This is a genomic window from Priestia sp. 10L35, assembly GCF_056395685.1.
Genome location: NZ_JBFTKA010000007.1, coordinates 98,172 through 113,243, shown reverse-complemented (window position 1 = coordinate 113,243; position 15,072 = coordinate 98,172). Strand labels below are relative to the sequence as shown.

20 protein-coding genes are annotated in these 15,072 nt (G+C 32.9%); 4 read left to right on the top strand and 16 right to left on the bottom strand.

The window, feature by feature from the left end; genetic code table 11:
* Positions 1-5 precede the first annotated feature (5 nt).
* The 10 genes from AC1DEF_RS22720 to AC1DEF_RS22675 form a co-directional block, all read right to left on the bottom strand.
* Positions 6-590 (bottom strand): TetR/AcrR family transcriptional regulator, encoded by a 585-nt coding sequence (locus AC1DEF_RS22720; protein WP_043980698.1) that lies wholly within the window; start codon positions 588-590, stop codon positions 6-8.
* A gap of 92 nt (positions 591-682) precedes the next feature.
* On the bottom strand, positions 683-3,196 hold the full coding sequence (locus tag AC1DEF_RS22715) for a PEP/pyruvate-binding domain-containing protein (protein WP_097823821.1): 2,514 nt from the start codon (positions 3,194-3,196) through the stop codon (positions 683-685).
* A gap of 811 nt (positions 3,197-4,007) precedes the next feature.
* Positions 4,008-4,679, bottom strand: a complete 672-nt coding sequence (locus AC1DEF_RS22710; RefSeq protein WP_477727554.1) for an HAD family hydrolase — start codon at positions 4,677-4,679, stop codon at positions 4,008-4,010.
* A 74-nt stretch (positions 4,680-4,753) separates the two neighbouring features.
* The gene (locus AC1DEF_RS22705; protein ID WP_097823822.1) at positions 4,754-4,993 is read right to left on the bottom strand and encodes a hypothetical protein; all 240 of its coding nucleotides are present in this window, start codon (positions 4,991-4,993) and stop codon (positions 4,754-4,756) included.
* Positions 4,994-5,031: 38 nt separating this feature from the next.
* Positions 5,032-5,247, bottom strand: a complete 216-nt coding sequence (locus AC1DEF_RS22700; protein ID WP_097823823.1) for a DUF6366 family protein — start codon at positions 5,245-5,247, stop codon at positions 5,032-5,034.
* 693 nt (positions 5,248-5,940) lie between these two features.
* On the bottom strand, positions 5,941-6,465 hold the full coding sequence (locus tag AC1DEF_RS22695; RefSeq protein WP_097823825.1) for a hypothetical protein: 525 nt from the start codon (positions 6,463-6,465) through the stop codon (positions 5,941-5,943).
* A gap of 384 nt (positions 6,466-6,849) precedes the next feature.
* Complete coding sequence (locus AC1DEF_RS22690; protein ID WP_377577060.1) at positions 6,850-7,038, bottom strand: hypothetical protein; 189 nt, start codon at positions 7,036-7,038, stop codon at positions 6,850-6,852.
* Between the two features lie 50 nt (positions 7,039-7,088).
* Positions 7,089-7,283: a DUF6980 family protein gene (locus AC1DEF_RS22685; RefSeq protein ID WP_097823826.1), complete on the bottom strand. Its 195-nt coding sequence runs from the start codon at positions 7,281-7,283 to the stop codon at positions 7,089-7,091.
* Between the two features lie 29 nt (positions 7,284-7,312).
* Positions 7,313-7,672 carry a hypothetical protein gene (locus AC1DEF_RS22680; RefSeq protein WP_097823827.1) on the bottom strand — a complete coding sequence of 120 codons (360 nt, stop codon included), beginning with the start codon at positions 7,670-7,672 and terminating at the stop codon, positions 7,313-7,315.
* A gap of 49 nt (positions 7,673-7,721) precedes the next feature.
* Positions 7,722-8,186, bottom strand: coding sequence for a hypothetical protein (locus AC1DEF_RS22675; RefSeq protein WP_043980687.1), 465 nt, complete (start codon positions 8,184-8,186; stop codon positions 7,722-7,724).
* A 232-nt stretch (positions 8,187-8,418) separates the two neighbouring features.
* Here AC1DEF_RS22675 and AC1DEF_RS22670 point away from each other — a divergent pair, with 232 nt between their 5' ends.
* Positions 8,419-8,613 (top strand): hypothetical protein, encoded by a 195-nt coding sequence (locus tag AC1DEF_RS22670; protein ID WP_025749210.1) that lies wholly within the window; start codon positions 8,419-8,421, stop codon positions 8,611-8,613.
* Positions 8,614-8,735: 122 nt separating this feature from the next.
* Here AC1DEF_RS22670 and AC1DEF_RS22665 read toward each other — a convergent pair whose 3' ends face one another.
* Positions 8,736-9,404, bottom strand: a complete 669-nt coding sequence (locus AC1DEF_RS22665) for a type 1 glutamine amidotransferase domain-containing protein (protein ID WP_097823828.1) — start codon at positions 9,402-9,404, stop codon at positions 8,736-8,738.
* Between the two features lie 339 nt (positions 9,405-9,743).
* Between AC1DEF_RS22665 and AC1DEF_RS22660 the strand changes: the two genes are divergently transcribed.
* The gene (locus AC1DEF_RS22660) at positions 9,744-10,325 is read left to right on the top strand and encodes a DUF2087 domain-containing protein (protein ID WP_097823829.1); all 582 of its coding nucleotides are present in this window, start codon (positions 9,744-9,746) and stop codon (positions 10,323-10,325) included.
* 278 nt (positions 10,326-10,603) lie between these two features.
* On the opposite strand, the gene paiA is transcribed toward AC1DEF_RS22660, so the two are convergent.
* Entirely contained in the window at positions 10,604-11,128 is a 525-nt protein-coding gene (gene paiA / locus AC1DEF_RS22655) for a spermidine/spermine N(1)-acetyltransferase (protein WP_477727553.1), read from the bottom strand.
* 19 nt (positions 11,129-11,147) lie between these two features.
* Positions 11,148-11,600, bottom strand: coding sequence for a MarR family winged helix-turn-helix transcriptional regulator (locus AC1DEF_RS22650; protein ID WP_097823831.1), 453 nt, complete (start codon positions 11,598-11,600; stop codon positions 11,148-11,150).
* Between the two features lie 116 nt (positions 11,601-11,716).
* Here AC1DEF_RS22650 and AC1DEF_RS22645 point away from each other — a divergent pair, with 116 nt between their 5' ends.
* Together AC1DEF_RS22645 and AC1DEF_RS22640 are read left to right on the top strand one after the other, a co-directional pair.
* Positions 11,717-12,361: a YczE/YyaS/YitT family protein gene (locus tag AC1DEF_RS22645; protein WP_097823832.1), complete on the top strand. Its 645-nt coding sequence runs from the start codon at positions 11,717-11,719 to the stop codon at positions 12,359-12,361.
* A gap of 109 nt (positions 12,362-12,470) precedes the next feature.
* The gene (locus tag AC1DEF_RS22640) at positions 12,471-12,971 is read left to right on the top strand and encodes a GNAT family N-acetyltransferase (protein ID WP_097823833.1); all 501 of its coding nucleotides are present in this window, start codon (positions 12,471-12,473) and stop codon (positions 12,969-12,971) included.
* Between the two features lie 51 nt (positions 12,972-13,022).
* Here the strand turns inward: AC1DEF_RS22640 and AC1DEF_RS22635 are convergent, their stop codons facing one another.
* The 3 genes from AC1DEF_RS22635 to AC1DEF_RS22625 form a co-directional block, all read right to left on the bottom strand.
* On the bottom strand, positions 13,023-13,787 hold the full coding sequence (locus tag AC1DEF_RS22635; protein ID WP_097823834.1) for a class I SAM-dependent methyltransferase: 765 nt from the start codon (positions 13,785-13,787) through the stop codon (positions 13,023-13,025).
* Between the two features lie 144 nt (positions 13,788-13,931).
* Positions 13,932-14,381: a GNAT family N-acetyltransferase gene (locus AC1DEF_RS22630; RefSeq protein WP_097823835.1), complete on the bottom strand. Its 450-nt coding sequence runs from the start codon at positions 14,379-14,381 to the stop codon at positions 13,932-13,934.
* Positions 14,382-14,432: 51 nt separating this feature from the next.
* A complete protein-coding gene (locus AC1DEF_RS22625) occupies positions 14,433-15,005 on the bottom strand; it encodes a GNAT family N-acetyltransferase (RefSeq protein WP_097823836.1) in 573 nt (190 codons plus the stop codon).
* Between the last annotated feature and the right edge of the window lie 67 nt (positions 15,006-15,072).

The window sequence follows — 15,072 nt, the reverse complement described above, 5'->3', positions numbered from 1 at the left end:
TCCTTTTAATGGAGAGAAATTCCTTTTATAAACGTTTTTATACTGTTTTTTATCATATCTTGATAATCTGCGTGTAAGGCTTTGTCTCCAAAATTTAGTTTATACATAAAATATCCCCAATACGTACTTAGGAAAATCTCCGCTTGTGTACAGCAATCTAATTCTTTGATATATCCTTTCCTTTGCATTTCTTCAAAGTATTCTTTTAGTATTTCTTTCGTATCATTAATTTTTTTCAAAATTTCTTCGTGCGCCTGTGAGAAAATTAAAGGATCTTTTAAAGCAATTGAAATCATGTCTCGGTTATTATCAAAGTCTTTTAGTAACAGGTAACCGAAATTCGTCAAATCTTTTTCAAGCTCCCATTCAATTGATTTATCAAAAATTTCAAGCGAAAAGCTTGTTGTTTTGACAATAGCTTGAATAATGCCTTCTTTATTGCCAAAGTGGCGAAAAACAGTTAATTCATTAACGCCAGCTTGTTCTGCAATTTCTCTAGTGGTAGTACCTTTGTAGCCTTTTTCTTTAAGCAGTTCTATTGTAGCTTTTGTTATCTTCTTTTTTGTTTCATCTTTTTTCATGTTAATCATCCTTTATGCTTCCTGAATGTAAGTATTTACTTTCCATTAGGCAGTATATAAAGGAAAAAGAGCTGTTGTCAAATGGAAGCGAAGAGAACTATTTATTCATTTAGAAGCGTGACAATTCCATTCGTACCATCGACCATGACCATATCGCCATCTTTTAGCTTATCCGTACTTATTTTCGTACCAACCACTGCAGGAATTTCATATTCACGTGCAATTATTGCCGAATGAGAAAGAATACCTCCAGCGTCAGTAATAACAGCCCCCGCAGTTTGAAATAAAGTAGTCCAAAGTGGAGTAGTGGTCTTACATACCAAAACATCACCTTTTTCCAGCTTGGAAAATTCCTTCGTATTTAAAATGACCTTTACTTTTCCGGTATATGTTCCCGAGGAAGAGGCTAACCCTTTAATAGAATGTTCGCTGTTAGCGTCATTTTCCTCAATAGCTCCCATATATTTCTCAGCTTCTTTCAACTGAGCTGGCTCAGGGACTCCGAAGTATCTAGGCAAATTAGACATTTGCTCATGTTCTGCGTGTTCTTTTTTACGCTTCTCAATTAATTCTGTCACGTCTACCGGATTTTCTAAAAGAGACTCTAGCTCATCAAGATATAAAAAGAAAATATCTTCTTTCACTAGAAAAACATGATGATGTACTAGTAAATCACCTAGCTTGATTAGGAATAAACGAGCTTTTGCATCCAACATTGCATCGATATAAAAATGATGGTCATCTCTTATAACAGATGCATCTAATGCCCACTGATAATATTTTTTAAACTCTTCTTTGTGTGTGCTATCCGCTATCTGTTCCAGAAATTCATTATAGTTCTGTTCACGTTTTTTGACCGTCTGTTTGAAATTCTCATCAAAGTTGTAACCGTCATTAACATACCCTTGAATAATCAATAACGCGTGAAGAGGATTCTCTAGCCAAGTTTCCCCTACAAAATCGTGACTTACGACGCTTCGATATCCATACTGTTTTAGAAAAGTATCTACTTCAGCCATAAAGCTTTTTGCTGCTTTATTTTCCTCTAATTTCTTTAATAAAGTTTCTGTACATTCTTCTTCAAAGATCTTAGTAAGTTCCGCATCGTCTTTAACTGTTAAAGCAAGTCTAGAAAGCTGTTGATCCGTTTCCAACGATTTGTTCATTTTCCCGGTCAATAGCTCATAAACATCATGTCCGGATTTTTTATTTGTAAGGTTTTTATAGTATTCTTCAGCCTTAGTATTTAAAGACATTTGAGGCATAACAATGTCAAAATGCAAGTCATATGCCGTTTTATAAAAATCAGTCAAACTTTGAAGAATCTCTTTTCCTCTCTGAAGATTGAGATTTCCTCCGGTAAAGCTATCTAACTTGTTATAGTAAGGCAGGAATTGTTCTTTAATCATTTGATTCATTCGTTTTGTTAGGATTGGATAAATACTTTCCATCAATTCTTTATTTTCTTGGAATCTTTTCTTGGAATCTCCTTTAAAAGGCTCCATTTTTGTATAGATATGACCTTTATAAAGTTTTAAATTAAGTCTATTAAACATAAACTTTAACTTTTTAAAACTAGCAGCTGTTCCTTCAGAAAATGCCGGAATAATAAATGAAGCGTACAAAGGACTAACAGCATGAGAAAAACTTGTGTCATTTAAAATCCAAAACTCTTCCATATCCTCGAAACTTAAAGATATATCTTTTTGGAAGGAAGTTAATTCTTTAGTTTCTGTTAATGTGGTAATCGCTCTTGCCTGTAATAGATATACTTGATTGTCTTGAATACCAAACTCTATGTCTACGGGATGCTGGTAAAGAGCTTCTACTTCTTTTGATATTTCAGCCAGTTCAATAATTGTTTCGTTTGTTAAACAAAACCTTTGCTGCTCATCTTCCGTTGTTTCGATTTCTTCAACGCCTTCATCAAGTGGAATTATTTTTACTTCCTTTAGCCCTTTCTCTTTCTCTATCTCAAAGGTTTGTTTATTAACCAGATAAACATCAGGTGTTACTATGCCCGATACGATTGCTTCTCCTAGTCCATAGCTGGCATTAATCATCATTTCTTTTGTATTATGAGTAACGGGGTTTTGACTGAATATGACTCCCGATACTTCGGACTCAATTAATCCTTGAACAACAACTGCCATTGAAATTTCATCAAAATCAGCATACATATTTTGAGTATATTGTTCGACTCTTTCAGTAAAAAATGAAGCCCAGCACGCTTTTACTTTATTTAAAAAATCCTCAGGGCTTTTCACATTAAGATAGGTTTCATACTGGCCAGCAAACGATGCACCTTCTAAATCTTCAGCACTGGATGATGATCGAACAGCTACTGATGTATAAGAGCACTTTAGATTTCGAAATGCCTCTATGAGATCCGATTCAATTTCAATAGGAATTTCCCCTTGCAAAATTCTCTCGTGGATATTATCCGTTTGACGATTAATCCCATTCCATTCGATATATCGCTTTAAAGCTTCTGTTTGAATAACAAAGCCATCCGGAATCGGTAAATTTTCTTTTTTCATTTTTATAAGGTTTAAAGCTTTTGCTCCAACTTTTTCATTCGCCTCGTCCACCTTTTGAAAACTTAAACTATACATTAAAAATATTCATCCTCCTACAAATTAGTTTTAAAATGTAAGTAACTACTTACTTTATATTTATTTTAATTCTTTTAAATTTTTATGGTCAATAAAAAGTGGTAAAACATTTAAAAAATGCATATTTAGTTGTGCTTTATTTTAATTTCACTTAAATAATATTCCTCTTTTTTATTCCATTTTTTAACTTTTATTAGTCTTTTTTATTATAAAGTCTAAATAGTTAACCAATTAAAACGTTAATAAAAGAAATGCAAAAAACCCCACCTAAATTAAGGTGGAGGTTTCCTTTTTTATAGTTGGGTTAACCATTCATTATCTCTGAGTGCTTACAAGCTTCCACTGGCTGAGTGTCAATTTTATCTTATATCCTCTAATATATAACTGAGCGCTATCAGATTTACGAATCATATGCGAAGTCATAATCAAAAATCTCCTTTCTCATAGAATTATTTTTAATATAAAACTATTTTGGAAATCTTAACCTAAGCATAGCTCAGTATTGTAAACCATTTATTAATGACAAGAAAAGATTATGTAAACATTGGAGAGTTGTAGGGGAACCACTCATTAGTTATGTTTCAACTTCAATAGATTGAGATTTCTATATGTATGAATTCATTGACGAAGCAGAAACTGCAGTGAAGATTCAAAATCAAGTGGATGCCAATGCTGTAAGGTAAATCAAAAGGATAGGCCTTTAAAGACCTATCCTTTTACATAGCATATAAAAAATTTATTCTCTTAATAAAATTGAGACATTAACCATCTATAACGGTTACGTACAAAGATCAGTCTATTAGTCAGTCTATTAGATTGACAAGCTACTATTTATGTTAGATACAATCCTTTTTAACTCCTTCAAATCATCTATTACCACATCAGCCTGCACAAGCTCAGCTTCTTGAGCAAAATCAAAATTACACCCCACTGCCATTAAACCATTATCTCTTGCAGCATTTATATCAGATAGGCGGTCTCCTACTACTGCAGCATGTTTGATACCATATTTCTTTATAATTGTTTTGACTAACTCTCCTTTATCGAGGGTTTGGATTTGTTGAATACTAAATGTCTCTGTCACCCAATTATTCAAATCGTAATGGTCTACAATTGCTTCTAAATATTCTTTTAAACCGTTACTTGCTATGTAAATGGAAAAATTATTTTCTTTTAAATAGCTAAAGACCTCTTTTACATTGGGATATAAAGCACCTTTCCCTTTTTTTATATTCTCCACTAAGCTTTTTAAAAAATAGTCATCTGTATATTTTCTTATTTCATCTGATTGATTAGGTAATAAAGCTTCCCATACTTTTGGTAAAGGTACACCCATAATCTCACGATACTTATCAATAGGAGTGCCAGTATCCCATTGATTGAGTGCACGTAAATGGTTAAAGGTATCGTCAAGCGATAATTCTAAAATTTTATCTGTTTGAAACAGCGTTCCATCCATATCAAAAATCAGTGATTGCAACATTAAGTATCTCCCTCTTTCAACAGTACTGAATACGTATCTACATATAATACCATAAAAAGGAAAATTAGCAGTTATTAAAAACCATAATGAATATTTTTAACTTTACATACTTTGTTTGAAATACTAAATGAAAAAGTCGCTGCTATAATAGAACTTAAAAATGGATAATTAAAAGAAAAAATACTGAGCGTTGAGCTACTCAAATGCTGTGAAGTCTCAGGTACATATGTAAGTGTAAGAAATAGCCCAGAAACAATTTGAAAAGCAAACAGTAACACTATAAAACTACCAATAAACACTGCATAATTTTTCAAAATGAGTCCTCCAGTACTCTTAATTTATAAACCTCACATTATTTTAAAAATAGGGACACAACGATAAAGCCTATAATCAGTACAGTAATAAGTATACCTAGCCCCTTCCATCCTAAGCTGCCTGCTAAACCAGATAGGTTTCCAGCTTCATTTCTGTTAAATGCATCGTTCATATTCCCTGTGGGGTTTCTCTTTACCTCTTCGTGTTTTAATCTCTCTCTTCTTCTTTCAGGTGTTTCTTTATCTTCGCTCATCATCACACCACCATTTTCGAAATATTATAACATATTATGGTTAAAATATAAATTAATGGTTTCTGTTAGATCCCTTTTCTTACACTAAACTGTACACATTTCTTTTTTTAATAAGTATGGAACACTGCTTTGTAATGAAGAAGTATACAGAGCTAGTTAATATAATTACTATTACAAACACCTACACCAAAGAGATCCTCTTTATTTAAGGGGATCTCTTTAATAACCTTATACTAGATACACATTCTTCAAGTTTTTTTGTGTAAGCTTATTTATGTAAAACATCTTCTTTTGTGATTGCTTTTTCATAAATTAATGGTTTAGTTCCTGCTTCTGGCAAAAGATAAATAAAGACAGTAAACGTAAGTTGGAGGGTTGAAACTACAGCCAAAAATAGAAAAAGACGTTCCCTGTCCTTAAACCATATTACTAAACATAAAACTAGAGGTATTAACGACAAAAATAAAAAAAGAAAAAAGCTATATGAATAAGGAACACCATAATGATAAGAAATATCTAAAAAGAAAAATACTATATAGAGAAGTATAAAAGCTGACGGTACTACTTTAGTAAACGTACTCAATAGGAAAAAACCCTTTCTGATTATTTGTTTTAGATTTATAGCTCAAACATACTCAATTTACATAAATAAGTACATATTAAAAGCTGCAGCAAAAATGATTATTACTCATCTTAATTATTTATTTTTTGAACCAAAATGCCTCCAACTTTATCCTTGTCATCTAAAGAAAACTCAATATTGAGTTTATGATTTTTATCAAAATACCCTATTATTGTTGCTCCGGTACCTTCTCTTTCGTGATAATTTTCTCCATACGCCCTAATAACATCTTTTTTGCTGTCACCAGTATGTATTCCCTTTTCCGTACTATACTTGCTGCTAATAAAGTCATACCTGCTGACTTTATTATCTACTATTTCAAATTCAACATCATACTTTTCTGTACTTTTTCCATAAATGTAGGTAGTATACGGAGGCTGCTCAGTAACCTCTATAAATTTTGGTTTCTTCCTCAAACAACTTGCTACGTCATATTTAGAACTTCCTATTGATACTGACTTAACGTTTTCTAATTCAAGATTTGTGGTTTTGGTGCTTGAATAGTATTTTTCTTTAGGTGTAGAAGATGGATCGCAGCTTGCTAATAATAGTAAAATGAGTGGGAAAATAAACAAAAAATAGCTCTTAATGCGCACTGTTGGACTCCTTTATATCGTTTGTTTTTACTCTGACTCTCAGCATTTTCTAATCTATTAACTATTTTTCTTTTGCATATACAAGTCAATCGAATAGAAAATACTAGCTGCAAAGTAATACATGGCAAGTATAGCTAACGTCTCATAGACAGATTCCGCAGCGCTATTTTTCACAAAAGAAAAAACAGTACGCACTACAAAGAAAACGATAGGATAGACTATAAATAGAGAATTAAATTTACGATTCATAACAACATAATGTTCCTTTATTTGGATATTTATGATTATTATAACATATAATTTTCTTTTTTATTTCTTTACTACATATTCTTTAGGTTTTCATTTACATAATTATCAAAGGTACAACATCAAAAGAAATTCTTATTAGTAGGTCTTCTTTTGATTATCCTTTGTTTTCGATTTCTTATCTAAGATGAATTTTAAATGGCTACTAAAGATGAATAAACTGCAGATGACCATCAACCAGCGCGTAACCCCTTGATGTATAGGATCAAAAAGGTTTAATAAAACGATTCCTAATCCTGATAACATAGCTAGATAACGAAAAATCAAGCCCAATCCCCCATTCCAGAAATGAAGAGGATCTCCCCTTCATACTTAAGTTAAAGCTTCTTACCACACCATGGGCAAAATGAAATTCCAATGATGGATGAACCACCATCCTGGATAATTAAACCGTATTCCTTATTTGTTTTATCAAATAAGATAAGATTATCTGGACAATTAAACGGATCACTGTGAATATCACACGTAAAGTTCGCATGATAATTCATATAATCGCAGCAATGCTTTTTCATTCGTTTTCTCCTTAACTATATGGTCACTATTACTTTTCTCGGTAAACTGAACAGTGTTCATCGGAAATACGATAATTTTCCTTACCGGTTGGGGCCGCTACCTCAACTAATTTATGTCCTAGCCGGTCCCATACCGCTACTGTATGCAAAGATACCCATTTCAGATCTCCTCTAGCAAGACGAAAAGAATAGTACCAGTTTTCAGTCCTTACTAATAAACTTCTATAAGAAAGTTCCTTTTTCTTTAAATTTTTGATTTCTAGAATAAAATTTAACATATTTTCTTCCTTAGGCACTTGAATAATTCGCGCTATAAATGTTCCATTAGGATTTTTTTTCGTTTTATAAACTTTTTCCCTTTCTATTTCTAACTCTGGCCGCCCCCTCATATTCCTTCCCCCTGTGTATTAACAAATAATCTCAGTGCTAAGTAGAAATCTATAATTGGTTGAGTAATTCTTCTAACTTTTCTTCAATATCAGCTTCTAAATGATTTTTTGACAAATCATACAAAGTGCCTGTCCCTTTAAAATACCCACTAAAGGAATACCATAATTGGATGTAATGAACGTATGCATCTTCTTCATCTGTAAACCCTTCAAAGTTTATTGCCACTTGGGAACGATATTCTTTTTCTAAACACTGCTCCGAACTTAGATTTGGCAGTTGGTCGCCATCAATATCCCGACACACCCATATTTTTAAGTTCTGCTTATCCTCACGTTCAAATTTATTTCTATATTTGTGCTGAAGACTTTTGCAGTATGCCTCTCCTACTTCTTCCAACTTCACTATATCTCTTTTTAAATTCTCATTTATTTCACTCTCAGGGACTAAAATATATTTGTCATCTGTTTCCTGATCCTGTTTATCCATAAATAGCTTTTTTAATTTATCAAACAAGCTTTTCCCACCTATCTAAAAAAATAATACAAGCATGTTAAATTCGACTAAAGAAACCTCATTTCCTTCTCTGAGCTCTAGTTGTCATAACTAATAGGATATCAGCTACTTCCTTACAAGTAGATTCTTTTACTGGAGTGCTGATTTTCTGACATACTTGTAATTCAATATTTTTTACAGCGAACACATGTGTTAAAGTGTAAGGTAGTGAAGCGAAAGGAGTAAAAACAACATGGCTCAACGAATCGTCAATATGTTTTTATCTGTCTTAGCTGCTTATGGAACGTTGATTTTAACCAAAAACATGAGCATTGCAGATAATATCTTTGTGACACAGATTGTTCGTCTGATCATTTGTGTTGTGGCTGTTATCATTGTGACAGGAATTACTACATATATTTTCAGAAACAAACCTTCTAACAAATAAAAGGGCTGCTATTTAGATAGCTGCCCTTTTTATTTTCCTTAATTCCTATTTTATTTCACCCTAAAGAAAATAGGGATGTCTCAAACAATCATGAGACATCCCTATTAAGGTCATACATACTTTTACGCGTTTAAAGCACGCACAAATTCTTTTGCGAGACTGATTGTAGACTGTGGATTTTGCCCGGTTAAAAGTTTTCCGTCTACTTCAATATGATCGCTCCAATTATCTTTTGCAATAAACTCAGCGCCTAGCTCACGAAGCTTTGTTTCAAGAAGAAACGGCATGTATTTATCTAACGTTGTATCTTTCTCTTCTGAATCAGTAAACGCTGTAATACGTTTACCCTTTACAATCGGCTCACCGTTTTTAAGCTTTCCGCCTACAAGAGCTGCCGGTCCATGGCATACTGCTGCAATCAGCTTGTCGTCTTCAGCAAATTCTGTTAACAAACGGTGTAAGTGCGTATCATCTGGAAAGTCAAACATTGTTCCGTGCCCTCCAGGTACAAACATGCCTGCAAAGTCTTGTGAACTTACTTCAGCTAATGATTTTGTATTCTCTAAAAGTTTTCCTGCTTTTTTGTCTTCGTCCGTCACATCATCTGTTAAGCTGTTAGGATCCACAGGTGATTTTCCGCCTTTTGGACTTGCTACGACTACTTCGTATCCTTCTTTCTTAAATGCTAAATATGCTTCAGAGAATTCTGTAAGCCAAATGCCAGCAAGTTCTCCGTTTTCCATTGTATGTCCATTTGTAACAACCATTAAAATTTTTGAATTTCCTGTCATGATTTACTCATTCCTTTTTCATTTATTATTTATTATTTATTATTTACATACATGTATCTTTAATAATTCATTTATCTCTTTGAATATGTTCCCCGGTATTATTTGATGAAAACATGGTAACTTTTTCTTAATAATAAAAAGAACAGGTAAAAACAATGGTTAAATTATACGAAGAAATAGACGCTTTTTTTATAGTTTGAAGACTATACAGGGCAGATTTTTTTATACGCAGTGTGAAAAGTGATCACTTTAAATATTTTTACTTTTTTGACATATACATCTAATTCGATTATTATCTAATTAGATGTATATCGAATTAGGGAAAGAAGGTAGTACGCTATGCAATTAGATAAGTTGGTGAATTATCATAAAGCCATTGGTGACCCTACCAGGATTAGAATTATTTCACTATTAAAAAAAGGGCCTCTTCACGGGCAAGCCATTGCTTATAAGCTGGGGTTACAGCCTTCAACTATTACTCATCACATTTCAAAGCTAAGAGATGTAGGAATTATTTATCAAAGAAGACAAGGGAACATTATTTATTTTTATCTAGACCTTGAAAGACTCGAATATAACTCGAAGGCTATTTTGAATATTGGAGAGGATTCGATGGAAAATCAAGAAAACCATTTACAGGATAAAGACAAATTATCAATTGTTAAAAACTTTATAAACAGTGACGGAACTTTAAAAATTATTCCAAGTCAAAGAAAGAAAAAGAACGTGATATTAGCTTATTTAATACGTGATTTACAGCATGGAAAAATGTATCAAGAAAAAGAACTGAATGAACATATAAAAAAATATCATGAAGATTACGCAACGATTCGCAGAGAGTTAATTATGCAGCATTTTATGTATAGGCAAAATGGAGAATACGAGTTAAATCCGAAAGAGATGTGGCCCGTTATCTTTTAAAATGGACGTAAAAACGTTCATTTTTTAAGCTTTCTAATTCGATATATATCTAATTAGTCTATGTTATTTCAAATAGAATTAAAGTAAATTGGTAAGCATGTGACATTAATTTCATTCTCCTATATGCTGGCACAGCAGTCATATTAGTTTGCTTACTGCTTACCCTAAAAGCATCTGCTTTGAAAAAAAGCATAAAATCTCTGTATGCAATAAGGATTATCCTCTACCAGTTAAATTAGTGAATAATCCTTATCGTACTTTATTTATCTTTTAAAAAACTATAAAAGTGTTTTAACCATAATGAAGTCTATTTGTTCTTCGTCTCCCATATAAAACGAGTGAGATCCAGTTTGAACAAATCCCTGTTTCTTGTAAAAAGCAATCGCATTTTTATTTCTTCCCCATACACCTAACCAAATTTTCTTTTTATTAAGTGTCGTTGCTATCTCTACTGCTTTATTAAATAAATGTTTACCAAGCCCTTGTTTTTGAAAGCTGTTACCTATATAAATTCTTTCAATTTCAAGCGCTTCTTTCCCCATCTCTTCAGACTGAGCATCATCCGTATTAACCTTTAAATAACCTGCAATTTCATGATTAACATACATAAAAAAGAATTGCGAGGACGTATTTGATAGTTCTTTTTCTAGCTGTTCCACTGTAAATGCTTTTTCTAAATAAGCTTTCATGTTTTCAGGTGAATTTTGATCTTTAAATGTTTCATTAAATGTTTTGTAACTAATATCTTGAAGGTGATTTACATCTTCAAGAGTACACTTTTTTATATCCATCATCACTGACATACGCCTCTCCTTTATATCCTCAATAATTTCTCTTGTTTCCTTTTTTGACAAACTCCCAGTCTGCTTCTATATTTTTTCTTACTCTTTGAACCAGCTTAAGAATGGTATCTGTTTCTTCCTGGGTAAAACCTTCTAATGCCACTTTATCCGAATAATCATTTTCTCTTTTTATAAACGGATATACGTTCTTCCCTTTTTCAGTTGGAAAAAGATTTTTATTTTTTTTATTGTGGGGATCGTCTTTCTTCTCAATAAAACCATTCATTTCAAGCTTTTTTATAGCCCGAGCCGCTGTTGTTCGATCTACTTTTATCATCTCAGCTAACTTTTCTTGAATGATTCCCGGATTTTCACATATTCGCACTAAATACAAATACTGCCCCTTAGTCAGGTCATACTCTTTAAATTCTATATTACTAATCGAATCCAATGCTCTTGCTATCATCCCAATTTCACGCAGAATTTCACTCATAAATATCTCCTTTGCACATATTTTTGTTGCAAATACAATAAAAATAATATACGTTTAATGTATCTTAAAATAGTTGCATTTGCAACAAAAAATAATAAGTAAAGGAGCTGATTACAGTGAAATATGTTGTTTATGTAGGAGGAATTTTACTATTAACTCTGGGAATTTCTTTAACGATCCAATCCAACCTAGGAGCTTCACCTTTTGATGCACTTTTAGTTGGACTCTCCCTAAACGTAGGCCTTAGCGTTGGAAGCTGGGAAATGATACTTGCATGTGTATTAATTTGTGGTAATGCCCTTTTAAGCAAACAAAAGCCGGAAGTACTGGGACTGTTAACCGCGTTCATAACGGGTCTTGGTATTGATGTATGGCTTTTTTTATTACAGAAGTGGGCTCCCTTTGAAATGTGGTACAGTAAATTATGTTGTTTTGGAATTGGTTTAATCATTATAGGTGTAGGAACCTCAGCCTATTTACATACAAATTTTGCACCCATTCCAATTGACCGCTTAACATTAATCATACAAAAACTAGCTAAAACAAACTTATTACTTTCAAGAACATTGATTTACTTCACATTTTTACTATCTGCGATGCTTTTAAACGGACCAGTTGGTGTTGGAACGCTATTAACCGTGTTTTTAGGCGGCGTGCTGCTTAATTTTTTTATGCCCATTACAAAAAAAGCAGTAGACTGCATATTACAAAAATCTCATATCTCACAAAATCATATTCAAGACAACAAGCGTTCCATATAGATACATTTTTATTACTCAACTATCATAATAGATTTGCACCATAGTACTAGATATAATAAGAGCAATGAGGAGGAAACATTTAATGAAGGAAAGGAGTTATTATTAATCAATGATTGTATTGTATGAAGATAAGTATAAAGAAGCAGTTATTCAACTAATATTGCATGTACAAAATGTAGAAGCTGGTGTAGGTATTAGTGTTGAAGAACAGCCGGATATTTTAGACATTAAGTCAAACTATCTCCATACCGGCGGTAACTTTTGGATAGCTTTGAATGATAAGCAAGAAGTAGTAGGATGTATTGGGTTGCAAAAGAAAACCAGTGAAATAGGCATATTAAAGAAATTTTTTGTCTACAAGCACTATAGAGGAAAAGAGTTTGGAATAGGAAAAAATCTTTATGCTTCTTTACTTCTTTTTGTGCAGAAGCACGGGTTTTCTAAAATTATTTTAGATACTCCATCTCAAGCTACTCGATCACATAATTTCTATAAAAAAGCTGGGTTTAAACAAGTGACCAAAAAGGATCTGACCGTTCAATATGATTATCCAGATCGAAATTCTCTTCTTTTTGAGCTAGATTTATCTAGCAAACAATTACATAATTAAACCAGAGAAAGCAGGTCTCCAGTTAGAGATCGGCTTTCTCTGGTTGATTACCTATTTATTTGCCTCAGCTTTAATAATAAAACGATGTTGTTCTACGTCGAAAAAACCTTCAGACTCTATAATTTGATGTATGTTATACAATCCGCCGATATGTGTTTCGATATCAAAATTAGAAACTTGCCAAGGAATTGCCTTTAAATAAAAGACGAGCGCTCCGATATCATAAAATCTCTGTACAGGAAACTCTTCTTTGCAAGAAATGATGTTAAAAGAACTTTGGTTAAGCTCTTCTATTGCTTTCTTTAAGTTCCAATTACAAAACTCTTTATTTATTGGAACCCCTATACATTCATTGATTCGTGAACAGTCTAACCCCCCCACTTGCTGCGTAAAAAACGTGCCTTCCTTTGACAAAATCCTGCTTACTTCTGAAGCACAAAAAGATTCGTGCTGGTTCAAAATCAAATCAAATGTATCATCTTTAAACGGTAAATTTGCGTCTTCAGTTCGTTCAACAACTGTGATACCAAGCGGTTCTAAACGTTTTTTAGCGATTGGAACGTTAGGTTTGTATCCTTCTGTAGCGTACATAACATGAGGAAAAGGCTGTAACAAAGATAAAAATTCTCCTCCTCCTGTTCCCATATCTAAAGCGGCATTAGAGTTTTGAATAAGACGAAAAGCTTCACTTCCGTACGACCACGAAAGCATGTCGCTATCCATACGACCAGTACGAGTAATAATAGAAAAATCCCATCCAGTAAAATCAACATTTGTATTGTCTACAGCGTTTAAAAAATGTTTGTCCGTTATCATATTAAACTCCTCCTTTTTATAGCTAGCATTAATCATCTATCCTAAACTAGTAAAAGGCGGACCACGGACATATAGACAGCGTTGTTATGTTTCATGTGCTAACGTATTCATACTAACCGCTCCTTTATTAAAATTACGTATGCTTCATTTGTTTGTCCATTCATATGTAATATCGGGTAGTTTCTCTTCGTTTTCACATCCTCTTTTTATAATACTGAAGCCGTGTTTCTCGTAAAACCTCTGGGCATTTTTATTTCGTTCAAATGTACGTAATATTAATTTTCCATTTGATTCTGTCTTGGCTCTTTCAAGTAAAAGCTGTCCGATTCCTCCACCTTGATAATCTACATGAACGTACAGTTGGCTAATTTCGTCAGCATGATAAGCAATCATTCCTACTATTTGTTCATCCATTAACGCTAATTCAATTTTATAGTGTGCTGACAATATATGATTTAAAAAATAGACATGACGGTCAAAACTGTGCATTTCCTTTTGTTCAATCGCTTTTTCTTTACTATCTCTCCACATTTTTACCGTTTGCTCGGCAAATTGAGGAAGATAGTGAACAATATCAACATTAAAATGGTCCATACATTTTCCCCTTATCTGTCATTGTGCTATTCGTATTCTTAATAACGATGTCTAGATATTCCCTTCATGTGGTTGAAGCCTGTCAAAATCTTGTTTTAATAAAGAATACATATATAAATCATCAAATTTTCCACACGTAAATTCATAGCTTCTTAATAAGCCTTCTTTTATAAAGCCATGCTTTTTTATTAATTTTTGTGAAGCAGTATTAGCAGGCTCTATTAATGCTTCAATTCTCCGCAAATTAAAATGTGTAAAACCATATTTTATAACAGCGCCCAATGCCTCATTAGCAATCCCATTCCCCCAGTAATCTTTGCTTAGCTCATATCCAATTTCTGCACGGTAATGGTTATGAACTCTATTAAGAAACCCGCAGCTGCCAATAATGTCGTCTTGTTCTTTAAGAGTAATACCCCATCTTATTCCAGATTTTTCGTTTAAGATCGATTTATACCACGCAATCTCATTTGAAGCATCTTCAACCGTTGTAAAAGGCTCTAGACCGTAGTGTTTCATTACTTCTTTATCGGATAGGTATTTTAAAATACTGCCTGCGTCTTCTGCTGTAATCTCCCTTAGGGTAAGCCTTTTTGTTTTAATTATGGGAAAATAATTTGACACCTGTACCTTCCCTCCTCTTATCCATTCACTAAACGGAGCTTTTCTCACAGCTTTATCTAATTTAAAT